Here is a 13,862-nt window from a genome sequence, read left to right as displayed (position 1 = left end):
ATGCTAAACAGGTATATTTAAATAGTAATGGCTAAAAAAGAGTTCTGCAATATTAATGTTCCCGTGTTATGCTTTGTAGGAAAATCTTAGCATAAACTCATTAATGGAAAATTTTTTATGGTATCATTTTTGAAAACTTATTAATTGTTAAATGATGCTTAAAGCAAGGAGCAGGGTTTGACGGCTTTTGTAATTTTAACAAAACTAAACCAATAATCATGAAACTTAAAAAAACAATTAGTGTGATTGCCGTTTTACTACTTATTGTGAGTTGTAAAACCAATCCTTTTACAGGGGAAAGGAATTTGAATTTCGTTTCAAATGACCAGTTATTTCCTTCGTCTTTTCAGCAATACGACCAGTTTTTATCTCAAAATGAAGTAGTAACCGGTACTGCTGAAGCACAGATGATTCAGCGTACAGGGAATAAAATTGAAACTGCAGCTGAAAGATATTTAAATGCCAACGGTTACCAGGGTTTTTTAGAGGATTTTAGATGGGAGTATAACCTTGTAAAAGATGAAGCAATAAACGCCTTTGCTATGCCCGGTGGAAAAATAGTTTTCTTTACAGGTATTTTACCCGTAGCTGAAAGCGAAACAGGGGTGGCAGTAGTTATGGCTCACGAAATAGCTCACGCATTGGCAGATCATGGCGCGCAAAGAATGAGTGCTGCACAGTTGCAACAACTTGGGGCCGTTGCAGGTTCTGTGGCAGTAAGTGGTAGAAGCCAGGAAACTCAACAAATTTTTGCCCAGGCTTATGGATTAGGTACACAGGTGGGGGTAATGTTACCATTTAGCCGAAGCCACGAAACAGAGGCCGATAGAATTGGCTTAACTTTAATGGCTATTGCCGGTTATGATCCAGATGAAGCTTCTAAACTATGGGAAAGAATGGCTGCTGCCAGTAATGGCCAGGCACCACCAGAGTTTTTAAGTACTCACCCTTCAAATCAAACAAGGATCAATAACTTGCAGCAATGGGCTCCTGAAGCGAAAGCAGAAGCTAAGAAATATGGAGTTACCAGTTTTCAATAAAAACGCTTAACTTTTAAATTATATCGAAAAGCTGTCTTTTAAGGCAGCTTTTCCTATTTTAGGGCTCTGGAATAATACCCCTAATCAATGAGTAAACTTCCCAAAGGGCATAAAAAACTTTTACATGCCTGGGCTTTTTATGACTGGGCCAATTCGGTTTATAGTCTGGTAATTGCCTCAGCGATTTTCCCGATTTTTTATGGAGCCTTAACTATTGTAAAAGATGAGGATGGGAAAATTATAGATGATACCGTAGAATTTTTAGGCTTCAGGTTAAATAACGATTCTTTGATAAGTTATGTCACTGCATCAGCTTTTTTGGTAGTTTCAGTTTTGAGTCCTTTTTTATCTGGAATCGCAGATTATGTTGGCAATAAAAAGAATTTCCTGAAATTCTTCTGTTACCTGGGTGCAATTTCTTGTATCGGACTTTTTTGGTTCAACCTTGAATATTTATGGTTTGGTTTATTATGTTATTTCCTGGCCTTAGTTGGGTTTTGGGCGAGTTTGGTTTTTTATAATTCCTATCTTCCAGATATTGCTTTTCAAGATCAGCAGGATAAAGTTAGCGCACAGGGATTTTCACTGGGTTATATTGGGAGTGTAATTCTTCTGGTTGTTTGTCTGGTAATGATCTTAAATTATGAAATGTTTGGTTTTGAAAGTGAAGCTTTTCCTACCCGCTTATCATTTGTTTTAACCGGAGTTTGGTGGATTGGTTTTAGCCAATATACCTATGCTTATTTACCGAAAGGAAATAAAAAAGCCGCTTTTACCAGGAATGTTCTTTTCAACGGATTTAGGGAACTTCGTGGAATATGGATCACGCTAAAGCACAATATTCAATTAAAACGTTACCTGGGAGCTTTTTTTGTTTATAGTATGGCGGTGCAAACCATAATGTTGGTAGCTACTTACTTTGGTATAGAAGAATTAGAATGGGGGGACCAGGATGCTACTACCGGTTTAATAATAAGTATTTTATTAATTCAACTTGTAGCAATTGCAGGAGCAACATTAACATCAAGACTGGCCGTAAAATTTGGGAATATCAAAATCTTGATTTTTATAAACTTAATTTGGATCGCGATATGTGGGTATGCTTATTTTATCGTTAGTCCGCAGCAGTTTTATGTTGCGGCGGCTTCAGTAGGATTGGTGATGGGGGGTATACAATCACTATCCCGTTCTACCTATTCTAAAATGCTTCCTAAAAATGCGATAGACACTGCGAGTTACTTTAGTTTCTACGATGTAGCCGAAAAAATAGGAATTGTAATAGGAATGTTTCTTTATGGTATTGTTGCTCAAATAACCGGAAGCGTAAGAAATTCAATCTTATTTTTGGTAATCTTTTTTATTGCAGGGGTAATTTTATTGATGCGGGTACCCATAAAAAATCCCATCTCTAGAGACAGGATTTAATATTTTTTCCTTTTCACTATTATTTCTTCGGAATTTTAATTGGAAGAAATTGAACCTGATCCCGAAGTTTTGAAATCCTGGTTTTCTGGATTTCCTTTATATTTTATATCTCCTGAACCCATAACCTGGGCTTTCAACTTTTTACTAGCTGAAATTTGAATATCTCCAGAGCCCATTACTGTAGCCTCTACATTTTCAGCTCTTAGGTCATAGGCTTTAAAATCGCCAGAACCGGTTACTTTACAGTCAAAATTCCTGGCTTTTCCTCTTAATTCAGTATCACCAGACCCTGTAACAGCACCTTCCAGATTCTCTACTTCAAGGTTTAATTTTATATCACCAGACCCGGTAACTTTAGTACTGAAATTCCTGGCTTTTATTGGATCTGAATTCCAAAGATCACCTGAACCGGTTACCTGAACGCCTTCCAGCTCTTTGAATGGAACAGTAACTTTTATTCCATTATTTCTTGAAGGTTTAAGATTGTAACCTTTTTCTACTGATATTTTTAAAGTCTTGCCATTAATTTCTGTGGTAATGTATTCCTGCAGGTTACTTTCGGCTTCAATAATAAGATTGCCTTCGGTGCCGGCAACAAGTTCCACATCCATAGACCCAACCAGCGATATTTCGTCATAATCCCCCGTATTTCTATTCTCTGAAGTCATTTCTCCATTTCCCTTTACAGTTTCATTACTGCCCCACCACTGGGCTTGTGCAGGAACTGAAGCGATAAATAATGCAGCGATAATTAGTGTTAGTTTTTTCATGATTAAAGTTTATTGATTGATAATTTATTGTTTATTAAAAGTTACATTTCCGTAACTGGTATTGATATTAATAGTGTTTGAGCTATTTTGATTAAGATGATAACCCTCAAAAAACTTACTGGTATTTTGGTCGTGGCGTTTCTTTATTTCTAATTCATCTATGCCTTTGGCATTTCCATAGGATGTTTTTATTGAAAAATTAAAGTCATGTTCCCGGTCATAGCCAATTTTCACTCCTGCATAATCGGTAGTAATATTCACATTTCGGGTTCCTTTAATAATTTTATCTATAGTGGCTGAACCGTAGTCCAGGTTAAGTTCCAGGGATTCAAAAACACGACCTATTTTAGTACTTAAATAATCAGCATTTCCTACAATTTTTTTAGCTTTTTCTATGTTTATGCTACCATAATCTGTGTTGAATTCTATTTCGGTAACTTTTTTAATTTTCGAATCAGAATAGTCTGCATTTAAATAGATTTTTTCTGCTTCTTCAATTTCAAAACTACTATAGTCAGCATTTATTTCAGCATTCTTCACATAACCAATATGGCTGTTTCTAGTGTAATCAAAATTAAGCAGGTTAGAATTTCCGCGTAATTCTCCAATATCAATTTTACCGTAATCGCAACTTATTTTCGCATTGCCCAGAAGGCGGTCTATATAAACTCCGCCATAATCATTTTCAATATCTACACTATGTTTTTCTGGTGCTTTAATTACATAGTTGATTTGCATATTCACATTATTGGAACTTCCAAATAGGGAGCTCCACCAGGATTTTTCTTCTTTATTAAAATGGGTTTTTGCAATTACTCCAGAAGAAGTTTGATTGAATTCAATATGAATTTCGTCCAGTTTTTGTTGTACTTTTTCCTCATCGTCACCATTGGTTTTAATATTCACCTCTATCACAACTTTATTTTGATCCCAGGTTGAGATATCTACATTTCCATAACTGTTATCAATAGTTAGCATATCTGTAGCGCTTACATTGTAAGATTTTGTGACTTTTTTCTCTTTGGTATGTTTACCATCCAGATCGCCATGGCAATAACTTAGGGCGGGGGTAAGTAGGGTGACAATAAGTATTTTAAATATAGTTTTCATCGCTTTGATTTTTTAGGGTTTTAATATTTTCTATATGAGCAAGCACTTCGTTTAAGAGATCTATTCGTTGCTGAAAATTAGAGATCATCGCATAAATAACTCTTTTATCCTGCCCACTATTTTTAAGATCTTCTTTCAATTTATCATATTCACTTTCCAGTTTTTCTAGCTGGGAGAGTGCATCATCAACAATTGCCTGGGTTTCTGGGGTTTCTTCAGCCTTTAGGGATGCTAGTTCAGTTTTTATTAATTGCGTATAAAATTGTTGGGTTTCTTTCATTTCAGGGGAAACGCTGGCTAAATCCCCATAGTTTTCCCGTGAATTCTCGTTAAATAAACCGGCAAAAACCATAAATGCTATCGCGAGAATGGCAGCTACCGAAAGCATTGGTGCCAATAAACTTCTTTTATAACCACTAAAACCATTATTTTTCTTTTGCCTATTCTGATTTTCCAATTTTTCTAAAAACCTGGCTTTGTGTCCCGCAATGGGCTCTTTATTATCAAAGTCCAGCTCTTTAAAAAGCTCGTCTATATTATCGTTTTTCATAATTTTTGCAAATTTTTTCTTAGACTTTCTTTACCTCTTGAAATTGTAGTTCTACAATTGGCGTAAGACATATTCAGGATTTCACTAATCTCTTCGTAATCGTAACCTTCAATTAGGTGGAGGTTTAGGGCAACCCGGTAATTTTCCTTGAGTGAATTGAGCGCCTTTAAAACTTTGTTTATTTTTTCGTTTTTAGAATCTTCTTCGAGAATAATTCCTTCGCTTTCGTCAACTTCATTTTTTAGTTCATCATTATAGGCAACTTCGTTTAATTTTATTTTTTTATTAAAGGCATTAATACTTAGGTTTACCACAATTCTTTTTAGCCACGCGCCAAAAGTTGCAGTTCCCTGAAAACTATCTATTTTAGAAAAAGCTTTCAAAAAGGCTTCCTGCATAATGTCTTCAGCTTCAGCGGTATCGTTCACAATGCGTAGGGAAGTGTTGAACATTGCTTTATAGTAGCGTTCGTAAACTTCCATTTGTGCACGCTGATCGCCTTTTCGGCAACGCGCAACAAGATCATTAATATGTGTGATGGTTGGTGTCAATAAAAAACTATCTTGTTTCTATAACTAAAGATAGCTTTGATTTGGGTTTGTTACACTTTTCAGAAAAAAAATCTGAAAAAGATGGTGGCACAGGAATTGACTACTTCTAAATGAAATTGCACAAAAAGCTGCCTAGATTACTGGGCTTAAGGCTTTATTGAAAAAGAAAAGATTAAGAACCTCAAGCTGTTTGTGACAGTTTGACTTAAAATAAATTATGACGAAAACTAAATTGACGAGTTTTGACAGTTTGTCATTGCAGGATATAGACCAGGATGCCGATTTAATCCCTTTAATGACCCCTGAAGATGAAGAAGAAATAAACCGGGAGGAATTGCCCGAAACTTTGCCTATACTTCCTTTGAGAAATACGGTATTATTTCCTGGAGTAGTAATTCCTATTACTGCTGGAAGAGATACTTCTATTAAATTGATAAATGAAGCGAACAATGATTCTAAGATAATTGGTGTTGTTGCTCAAAAAGATGAGGAGGTAGAAAACCCTTCAGCCAACGATATTTATTCCACCGGAGTTGTTGCGCGTATTCTTAGGGTTCTAAAAATGCCAGACGGAAATACTACAGTAATTATTCAGGGGAAAAAACGATTTGAAATAGATGAGATTGTTAAGGAAGAACCTTACTTAACGGCGAGTATTAAGGAAGTTTCGGAATCCAGACCAGAATTGGATAATAAAGAATTTCCCGCGATTATAGATTCTATAAAAGAACTTGCGTTACAAATTATAAAGGGAAGTCCTAATATTCCCAGTGAAGCTTCTTTTGCTATTAAGAATATAGAAAGCTCTTCTTTTCTTATCAATTTTGTTTCTTCTAATATGAACCTGGCGGTAGAAGACAAGCAGAAATTGTTGGAAACTAACGATCTTAAAGATCGCGCCCTGGCTACTTTGCGCCATATGAATATGGAGTTTCAGAAACTGGAACTTAAAAACGATATTCAGAGTAAGGTGCAGAGTGATATGAGCCAGCAGCAGCGTGAATATTTTCTTCATCAGCAAATGAAAACCATCCAGGAAGAACTTGGCGGTGTTTCTCATGAAGATGAATTAGAAGAAATGAAATTGCGCGCCAAGAAGAAAAAGTGGGGCGAAAAAGTACAGAAACATTTTGATAAGGAAATTTCCAAAATGCAGCGGATGAACCCTCAGGTTGCTGAATATTCTATTCAGCGAAATTACCTGGATTTATTTCTGGATCTTCCCTGGAATGAATTTAGTAAGGATAAATTCGATTTAAAAAGAGCGATGAAAATTTTAGATCGTGACCACTATGGTTTAGACGATGTAAAACGCCGAATTATAGAATATCTAGCAGTATTGAAACTGCGTAATGATATGAAGTCTCCAATTCTTTGTCTTTATGGACCCCCTGGGGTTGGTAAGACTTCGCTGGGTAAATCTATGGCAGAAGCTTTAGGGCGTGAATACGTAAGAGTTTCTCTTGGGGGATTGCGCGATGAAGCAGAAATACGTGGGCACAGGAAAACTTATATCGGTGCAATGCCCGGTAGAATAATTCAATCGCTTAAAAAAGCAGGGACTAGTAACCCGGTTTTTGTTTTAGATGAAATTGATAAATTGAGTATGGGGCATGCCGGTGATCCTTCTTCAGCATTGTTGGAAGTTTTGGATCCCGAGCAAAATAGTGAGTTCCACGATAACTTTTTAGAAATGGGCTTTGACCTTTCTAAAGTGATGTTTGTAGCTACGGCAAATACTTTAAGTACCATTCAGCCGGCACTTAGGGATCGTATGGAAATTATAAACGTTACCGGTTATACCATAGAAGAGAAAGTAGAGATTGCGAAGCAGCACTTGCTTCCTAAGCAATTAAAAGAACACGGCCTTACAAAAGAGCATATAAAAATAGCCAAACCTCAATTGGAAAAAATTGTTGAAGGTTATACAAGAGAATCTGGAGTTCGCGGATTGGAAAAACAAATTGCAAAAATGGTGCGTCACGCGGCCAAAAACATTGCAATGGAAGAAGAATATAATATCAAAGTGACTAATGAAGATATTATTGAAGTATTAGGAAGTCCTAAATTAGAGCGTGATAAATACGAAAATAATGAAGTTGCCGGTGTGGTGACAGGTTTAGCCTGGACCCAGGTTGGAGGAGATATTCTATTTATTGAATCGATACTTTCTAAAGGAAAAGGTAATCTGAATATTACCGGGAATCTTGGAAAAGTAATGAAAGAATCGGCTACTATTGCGATGGAATATATGAAATCTAACGCCGAAGAACTTGGTTTAGATCCTTCCATATTTGAAAAATACAATGTTCATATTCACGTGCCGGAAGGTGCAACTCCAAAGGATGGTCCTAGTGCGGGTATTACAATGCTTACTTCTTTAGTTTCTTTATTTACGCAACGCAAAGTAAAGAAAAGCATCGCGATGACTGGAGAAATTACCTTAAGAGGTAAAGTGCTTCCAGTTGGCGGAATCAAAGAAAAAATTCTTGCCGCTAAACGTGCTCGTATCAAAGAGATTATTCTTTGTAAAGAGAATGAGCGTGATATAAAAGAAATAAAATCAGATTATGTAAAAGGACTTACCTTTCATTATGTAAATGAAATGAGTGAGGTTATAGATATTGCGATCACCAAGCAAAAGGTGAAAAACGCCAAGACGCTTTAATCAATATAGAAGCTGTCTGGAAAGTCCAGTTGTCGTCAACCTGAACTGGTTTCAGGTTCTAACATGAGATTAATTCTCATTTTCTTAGATTCTGAAATAATCCTGAAGCTTCGGGACAGAATGACGTCCAACAAAAGGCTTTTTAGACAGCTTTTTTTAATTTACAGCCAAAGTTTCAGGGAAAGTAAAGCTTTGCCTAATTTTGCCATCCATACAGAAAATTAATTATGAGTAAGAAAATAACGATTGCTATAGACGGGTATTCTTCCACCGGAAAAAGTACAGTGGCTAAACAACTTGCAGCCGAGCTAGGCTATGTTTATGTAGATACCGGTGCGATGTATCGTGCAGTGACTTTATACCTAATGCGTAAAATGTTGGTTAGTGATACACATTTTGACGAGGAGGCCATCTTAAGACATTTACCATTTATTAATATCAGTTTTGTTTTTAATGAAGAGGTAGGTTATGGAGAAGTTCATTTAAATAATGAGAATGTTGAAAAGGAAATCAGGTTGATGGAAGTTTCCCAACAGGTAAGTAAAGTTGCTGCAATTCCAGAAGTAAGAAAAATGTTGGTTAAAATTCAGCAGGAAATTGGCAAAAATAAAGCAGTAGTGATGGATGGCCGTGATATTGGAACCGTTGTTTTTCCTGACGCCGATTTGAAGTTATTTATGACCGCTTCTACCGAAAAACGTGCAGAACGCAGGTATGACGAATTGAAGGGCCGTGGAGATGAGGTTAAATATGAAGATGTACTTGCTAACGTTAAAGAACGTGATTACCTGGATACCACCCGCGAAGACTCTCCTTTAGTAAAAGCTGAAGATGCTATAGAGATTGATAATTCAGATATGAATCTGGACGAACAGTTTGAAAAAGTATTAAAACTGGCCAAAGATAAAATTGAAGATTAAGCATTCTGTTTTAAAACTAATTAGGGTTTGAGAAAAGAAAAATAAGTTGTATTTTTGCAGCCCTTTTTGGCGAAGAATCGGAAATTCAAAAGGGGCTGGAAATCAAAACCATAACTACTTCTGTGTTTTATTTGCTTAATTTTTCCGAAGAATACAGGATACAAATTTTTTATCAGCAATGGCTGAAGACAAAAAAAACCAGGACGTTCAGGACGAAAATCTTGAAGTTCAACCGGTAGCTGGAATGGCTACTTCATCGCAACCTGCTCCTTCTGAGCAACAGGAAAACCCTGAGAAATTTCTTGAAGAATTTAACTGGCACAATTATGAAGAGGGAATTGACCCTATTGATGATGAGAAGTTAGAAGAATTTGAGAAATTAGTTGCAGAGAATTTCGTAGACACTTTAAATGACGAAGTTGTAACAGGAAAAGTAATTAATATTACAGATCGTGATGCAATTATAGACATTAACGCAAAAAGTGAAGGCGTTATTTCCCTTAACGAATTTCGTTACAATCCAGATCTTAAAGTTGGAGACGACGTTGAGGTTTTGATCGACGTTCGTGAAGATTCAACAGGACAATTAATCCTTTCTCACCGTAAAGCTCGTGTAATTCAGGCCTGGGATCGTGTGAACAAAGCTCACGACGAAAGTCTTATCGTAAACGGTTTTGTTAAGTGCAGAACTAAAGGTGGTATGATCGTAGATGTATTTGGAATTGAGGCATTCTTGCCAGGTTCTCAAATAGACGTGAAGCCTATCCGTGATTACGATGCTTATGTTGGAAAAACAATGGAATTCAAAGTTGTGAAAATCAACCACGAATTCAAAAACGTTGTGGTTTCTCACAAAGCGCTTATTGAAGCCGATATCGAAGAACAGAAGAAAGAAATTATCGGTCAGCTTGAAAAAGGTCAGGTACTTGAAGGTACTGTTAAAAACATCACTTCTTACGGAGTATTTGTTGACCTTGGAGGAGTTGACGGACTTGTTCACATTACCGACCTTAGCTGGTCTCGTATCAACCATCCAAATGAGATCGTTGAACTTGATCAAAAACTAAACGTGGTAATTCTTGACTTTGATGAAGCTAAAACAAGAATCCAACTTGGTCTTAAGCAATTAAGCAAACACCCATGGGAAGCTCTTGACGAAAACCTTAAGGTTGGAGACAAGGTAAAAGGTAAAGTAGTTGTAATCGCAGATTACGGTGCATTTATTGAAGTTGCCGATGGTGTTGAAGGTCTTATCCACGTTTCTGAAATGTCATGGAGCACGCACTTGCGTTCAGCCCAGGATTTCGTAAATGTTGGAGATGAGGTTGAAGCTCAAATCTTAACTTTAGATCGTGAAGACCGTAAAATGTCTCTTGGAATTAAGCAATTAACTCCAGACCCATGGACAGATATTACTACTAAATATCCTGTTGGTTCTAAACATAAAGGAATTGTACGTAACTTCACTAACTTTGGGGTATTCGTAGAATTAGAAGAAGGAATTGACGGACTTATCTATATCTCTGATCTTTCCTGGACTAAGAAAATCAAGCACCCATCAGAATTTACTAACGTAGGTGATGAGCTTGAGGTTGTAGTTCTTGAATTAGACGTTGATGGTCGTAAGTTGAGCCTTGGTCACAAGCAGGTTGAGGACAACCCTTGGGATAAATACGAAACTGAGTTCGCTGTTGGTACTAAACATACCGCAGAGATTGCAGAGATCGTAGACAAAGGTGCTACCATAGACTTTAACGAAGATATCACTGCATTTGTTCCAACCAGACATCTTGAAAAAGAAGACGGAAACAAATTAACTAAAGGTGAATCTGCAGAGTTTCAGATCATTGAATTCAATAAAGAATTCAAAAGAGTGGTAGCTTCACATATGGCTATTCACAAAGAAGAAGAGCAGCAAATCGTTAAGCAAGCCGCTAAAAAAGCAGCTTCGCAAAACAATGACAAAACCACTATTGGTGATGTTAATGCAGATCTTCAAGCTTTAAAAGATAAAATGGAAGGGAAGTAATTTTATTCCCACGAAATTGGGAATCCCTAATTTATCATAAATAAAAACCTCCTTAGTTTGCGCTAAGGAGGTTTTTTTATACTGAATATTTCTTATTATCCATTCCAATTTCCAAACTCACCGTTTTGATAATCCTGAAATGCCTGCTGAATTTCCTCCTGGCTATTCATTACAAAAGGTCCCTGCGCAACTATTGGTTCGTTAAAAGGCGCAGCGTGGCCTAAAAGCAAAATACTTTCTTCCAGGGCTTCAATTTCTATTTTGTCTCCTTCATTATTGAATTCAACTAAATTATGAATTTTGGCTTCTTCCCCGTTTACCTTCACCTTACCTTTTACTACATAGAAGAAAATATTTCTTTCTGAAGTGATTTCAACGGAATATTTACCGCCTTCAGCAAAATTTACAGTAGCCATCTGTATATCATTCAATGGATCAAAAGCACCTTTTTTATCCTCCCAATTTCCTGAAACTACAGCTAATTTTACTTTCCCTTCATCTAAACTTAACTGCGGAATATTTTCTTTTTGTAAACCTGTATAATTGGGTTCAGTCATTTTATGTTTTGCCGGCAAGTTTACCCAAAGCTGAAGAATTTCCAGCTCACCGCCTTTTTTCTTGAACTCATCTGAAGAAACTTCAGCGTGAATAAGGCCTTTTCCTGCAGTCATCCATTGCACGCCACCGGCTTTAATCACACTTTCAAACCCGCTACTGTCTTTATGCGTTAAATCGCCCTTTAAAATAAAAGTAACCGTTTCAAATCCGCGGTGGGGGTGAGGGCCAAACGGGAGCCCGTTATTATTCTCAGCATATTCCTGGTAGCCGTGATGATTGAGAAATAAAAACGGATCTATATGATCTATTGAATTAGTTGGTAGGGCGCGGTAGGTTATAAGATCGGCGATGGGTGAATTTACCGCGGTATGTATTTTTTTAATGCTTCGCATAATATTAATTGCTTCTAGTTAAATATGTGTTTGTTGGCTAGATTTAGTTCATCTTCAGAAATTGAATGCGGTCTGTTTTTATAAACTTTTACTTCAACATTTGCATTCATATCCCTTAAAATTTCAGCAGAATCTTCTACACGCTTTACTGGCACGTGAGCATCTGGATCTCCGGTACCTATAAAAATCGGAGTTCCATTAAAATCTCCCGAATAATTTTCGGTATAAAGTTTATCGCCAATTAGACCTCCGGTAAATGCTGCCACCCCGCCAAATCTTTGAGCATTTCTGGCAACAAATTCCAGCGTTAGGCAAGCTCCCTGGGAGAATCCTGCAAAGTAAATATTTTCTGATGCAATTCCTGTTTCTTTAATATCGGCTAATAATTCATCTAAAATTGCTATGGCTGAAGAATATTCCGGTTCATTTTGGGAAACCGCAGCCATAAATGAATTTGGGTACCAGGTGAAATCGGTGGCTTGTGGCGCAAGAATGGCAAAATCTGTGGTGTTTAAATGATTGCCCAGCGAGAGGAATTCTTTAGCATTTCCACCCCGACCGTGAATTAAAACCAAAACTTTCTCGGCTTCCCGAAGCTCTTTTCCTGAGGTATATATCTCTTTTCTATGCATATCTATAATTTTAATTTAAGATACTAAATACCAATAAAAAAGTCCCGAAAAACGGGACTTTTAAAACAATTTTTAGATTTGACTCACTTTTTGAGAATTGATAGTGCTAATCTAATTAGTTATCGTCATTATCAATTTTTACTTTTTTCTTCACTTCGCCGTCATCTTCCTTGATCTTGATTTTCTTATCGTCAGTTTTTACTTTAACCTTGTTATCCTTCACTTTAACTTTTGCATCTTCTTCTTCGGCCAATTGTTCAATTTCCGATTTTTCTTCTTCTTGTTCTCTACAGGATACAAAACTTAGGCTTAACGCCAGGATTAGCAATATTGATTTTAAGGCAATTTTCATAGTAAAAGGTGTTTTGATTAGTAGATTAAATGTAGCGAAAAATATTAATCCTTTTTCGCGAGTACCGCTTTTTCTGAAAATTCTTCCAAATTGACTTTTGGATTTCCATAAAGTTCTATTTCACTTCTATTTTTAGCAGTTAGTGTGAGTGTTTCCAGTACTTCAAGCTCGTTTTTAGATTTACCTTCAGCTGTTACGACTGCGGTTCGCGCAGTTAATCTTCTACCATCAAATTTGGTAGAATGTTCTGAGCGTAGTTGTAAATCGTCTACTTCTCCTTCGATTCTAGCTTTGGCTTTCTCATAAATATCAACCTTGAATTTTGGTGCGTTTACCAGGGCTTTAATCTCACTAGATTCGTTCAATTGAAAATATGCATCTTCTGCAGTAAGGTTTAATTCTACATCAGACTTTCCACCATTAAAAAGGTCAAATTTAGTGGCAGTTATAGTGAGATAAACTTCAGCGTCGTCCGCTGTTGTAATTTTGAGATTTTCTGTATACAGTTCCTCGGCTGATGCGAGTTCAATATTTTCTGAAACCGTTATGTTTTGAAGGTTCTCAGGAAAGGTAATTGTAATTTCCTGAGATTTACTTTTTCCTATTTTTTTAGTCGGTTTTAAGTATAAAACCTGGTCTACCACTTCACCTCTTATAATACGGTGCAAATTATCATCGGCTTCAACCTCGATCATTCCGGTAGATCCTTTTTTGAGGGTTACTTCAAAATCACCAGCTATGTCTATACTATGGAAATCTAATAAGCGTGTTTTTTCAGTAGTTACATTTCGGCTTCCTTTTACTTTTTTTGCGCCACAGCTAAAAGCCATTAGGATGCTTAGTAAGAGTATTATTTTTTTCATAT

Annotated in this window: 13 protein-coding genes; 5 read left to right on the top strand and 8 right to left on the bottom strand. The window is 36.6% G+C overall.

The window, feature by feature from the left end; genetic code table 11:
- Positions 1 to 218: 218 nt before the first annotated feature.
- Together FG27_RS02165 and FG27_RS02160 are read left to right on the top strand one after the other, a co-directional pair.
- Positions 219 to 1,040 carry a M48 family metallopeptidase gene (locus tag FG27_RS02165; protein ID WP_037314921.1) on the top strand — a complete coding sequence of 274 codons (822 nt, stop codon included), beginning with the start codon at positions 219 to 221 and terminating at the stop codon, positions 1,038 to 1,040.
- 87 nt (positions 1,041 to 1,127) lie between these two features.
- Complete coding sequence (locus tag FG27_RS02160; protein ID WP_037314918.1) at positions 1,128 to 2,465, top strand: MFS transporter; 1,338 nt, start codon at positions 1,128 to 1,130, stop codon at positions 2,463 to 2,465.
- 35 nt (positions 2,466 to 2,500) lie between these two features.
- Here FG27_RS02160 and FG27_RS02155 read toward each other — a convergent pair whose 3' ends face one another.
- Genes FG27_RS02155 through FG27_RS02140 form a run of 4 tightly spaced genes read right to left on the bottom strand, consistent with a single transcriptional unit; the run spans position 2,501 to position 5,446 of the window.
- A complete protein-coding gene (locus tag FG27_RS02155) occupies positions 2,501 to 3,235 on the bottom strand; it encodes a head GIN domain-containing protein (protein ID WP_037314915.1) in 735 nt (244 codons plus the stop codon).
- Between the two features lie 24 nt (positions 3,236 to 3,259).
- The gene (locus FG27_RS02150) at positions 3,260 to 4,345 is read right to left on the bottom strand and encodes a hypothetical protein (protein ID WP_037314912.1); all 1,086 of its coding nucleotides are present in this window, start codon (positions 4,343 to 4,345) and stop codon (positions 3,260 to 3,262) included.
- Positions 4,329 to 4,895, bottom strand: a complete 567-nt coding sequence (locus FG27_RS02145; protein WP_037314909.1) for a hypothetical protein — start codon at positions 4,893 to 4,895, stop codon at positions 4,329 to 4,331. The genes FG27_RS02150 and FG27_RS02145 overlap by 17 nt, the downstream gene beginning before the upstream one ends.
- Entirely contained in the window at positions 4,892 to 5,446 is a 555-nt protein-coding gene (locus FG27_RS02140; RefSeq protein WP_037314907.1) for an RNA polymerase sigma factor, read from the bottom strand. The genes FG27_RS02145 and FG27_RS02140 overlap by 4 nt, the downstream gene beginning before the upstream one ends.
- Before the next feature lie 217 nt (positions 5,447 to 5,663).
- On the opposite strand from FG27_RS02140, the gene lon reads away from it, so the two are divergent.
- The 3 genes from lon (at position 5,664) to rpsA (ending at position 11,063) form a co-directional block, all read left to right on the top strand.
- On the top strand, positions 5,664 to 8,114 hold the full coding sequence (gene lon, locus FG27_RS02135) for an endopeptidase La (protein WP_037314904.1): 2,451 nt from the start codon (positions 5,664 to 5,666) through the stop codon (positions 8,112 to 8,114).
- A 227-nt stretch (positions 8,115 to 8,341) separates the two neighbouring features.
- Positions 8,342 to 9,034 (top strand): (d)CMP kinase, encoded by a 693-nt coding sequence (gene cmk / locus FG27_RS02130; RefSeq protein ID WP_037314902.1) that lies wholly within the window; start codon positions 8,342 to 8,344, stop codon positions 9,032 to 9,034.
- Positions 9,035 to 9,212: 178 nt separating this feature from the next.
- Positions 9,213 to 11,063 carry a 30S ribosomal protein S1 gene (rpsA, locus tag FG27_RS02125; protein WP_037314899.1) on the top strand — a complete coding sequence of 617 codons (1,851 nt, stop codon included), beginning with the start codon at positions 9,213 to 9,215 and terminating at the stop codon, positions 11,061 to 11,063.
- A 95-nt stretch (positions 11,064 to 11,158) separates the two neighbouring features.
- Here the strand turns inward: rpsA and FG27_RS02120 are convergent, their stop codons facing one another.
- From FG27_RS02120 to FG27_RS02105, 4 genes are all read right to left on the bottom strand, one after another.
- Positions 11,159 to 12,013: a pirin family protein gene (locus FG27_RS02120; protein WP_037314897.1), complete on the bottom strand. Its 855-nt coding sequence runs from the start codon at positions 12,011 to 12,013 to the stop codon at positions 11,159 to 11,161.
- A 14-nt stretch (positions 12,014 to 12,027) separates the two neighbouring features.
- Positions 12,028 to 12,645, bottom strand: a complete 618-nt coding sequence (locus FG27_RS02115; protein WP_037314895.1) for an alpha/beta hydrolase — start codon at positions 12,643 to 12,645, stop codon at positions 12,028 to 12,030.
- Between the two features lie 115 nt (positions 12,646 to 12,760).
- Entirely contained in the window at positions 12,761 to 12,997 is a 237-nt protein-coding gene (locus tag FG27_RS02110) for a hypothetical protein (RefSeq protein ID WP_037314892.1), read from the bottom strand.
- A gap of 44 nt (positions 12,998 to 13,041) precedes the next feature.
- A complete protein-coding gene (locus FG27_RS02105; protein WP_037314890.1) occupies positions 13,042 to 13,860 on the bottom strand; it encodes a GIN domain-containing protein in 819 nt (272 codons plus the stop codon).
- Positions 13,861 to 13,862: the final 2 nt, after the last annotated feature.

Origin of the sequence: Salegentibacter sp. Hel_I_6 (genome assembly GCF_000745315.1) — a bacterium.
Lineage (GTDB): Bacteria > Bacteroidota > Bacteroidia > Flavobacteriales > Flavobacteriaceae > Salegentibacter.
This window is presented reverse-complemented; position numbering and strand designations above follow the sequence as displayed.

What these genes read in the sequence shown, in the direction of transcription:
- FG27_RS02165 (WP_037314921.1), top strand. Translation starts at nt 219, where the DNA reads ATGAAACTTAAAAAAACAATTAGTGTGATTGCCGTTTTACTACTTATT.
- FG27_RS02160 (WP_037314918.1), top strand. Translation starts at nt 1,128, where the DNA reads ATGAGTAAACTTCCCAAAGGGCATAAAAAACTTTTACATGCCTGGGCT.
- cmk (WP_037314902.1), top strand. Translation starts at nt 8,342, where the DNA reads ATGAGTAAGAAAATAACGATTGCTATAGACGGGTATTCTTCCACCGGA.
- FG27_RS02115 (WP_037314895.1), bottom strand. Translation starts at nt 12,645, where the DNA reads ATGCATAGAAAAGAGATATATACCTCAGGAAAAGAGCTTCGGGAAGCC.
- FG27_RS02105 (WP_037314890.1), bottom strand. Translation starts at nt 13,860, where the DNA reads ATGAAAAAAATAATACTCTTACTAAGCATCCTAATGGCTTTTAGCTGT.
- FG27_RS02120 (WP_037314897.1), bottom strand. Translation starts at nt 12,013, where the DNA reads ATGCGAAGCATTAAAAAAATACATACCGCGGTAAATTCACCCATCGCC.
- FG27_RS02110 (WP_037314892.1), bottom strand. Translation starts at nt 12,997, where the DNA reads ATGAAAATTGCCTTAAAATCAATATTGCTAATCCTGGCGTTAAGCCTA.
- rpsA (WP_037314899.1), top strand. Translation starts at nt 9,213, where the DNA reads ATGGCTGAAGACAAAAAAAACCAGGACGTTCAGGACGAAAATCTTGAA.
- FG27_RS02155 (WP_037314915.1), bottom strand. Translation starts at nt 3,235, where the DNA reads ATGAAAAAACTAACACTAATTATCGCTGCATTATTTATCGCTTCAGTT.
- lon (WP_037314904.1), top strand. Translation starts at nt 5,664, where the DNA reads ATGACGAAAACTAAATTGACGAGTTTTGACAGTTTGTCATTGCAGGAT.
- FG27_RS02145 (WP_037314909.1), bottom strand. Translation starts at nt 4,895, where the DNA reads ATGAAAAACGATAATATAGACGAGCTTTTTAAAGAGCTGGACTTTGAT.
- FG27_RS02150 (WP_037314912.1), bottom strand. Translation starts at nt 4,345, where the DNA reads ATGAAAACTATATTTAAAATACTTATTGTCACCCTACTTACCCCCGCC.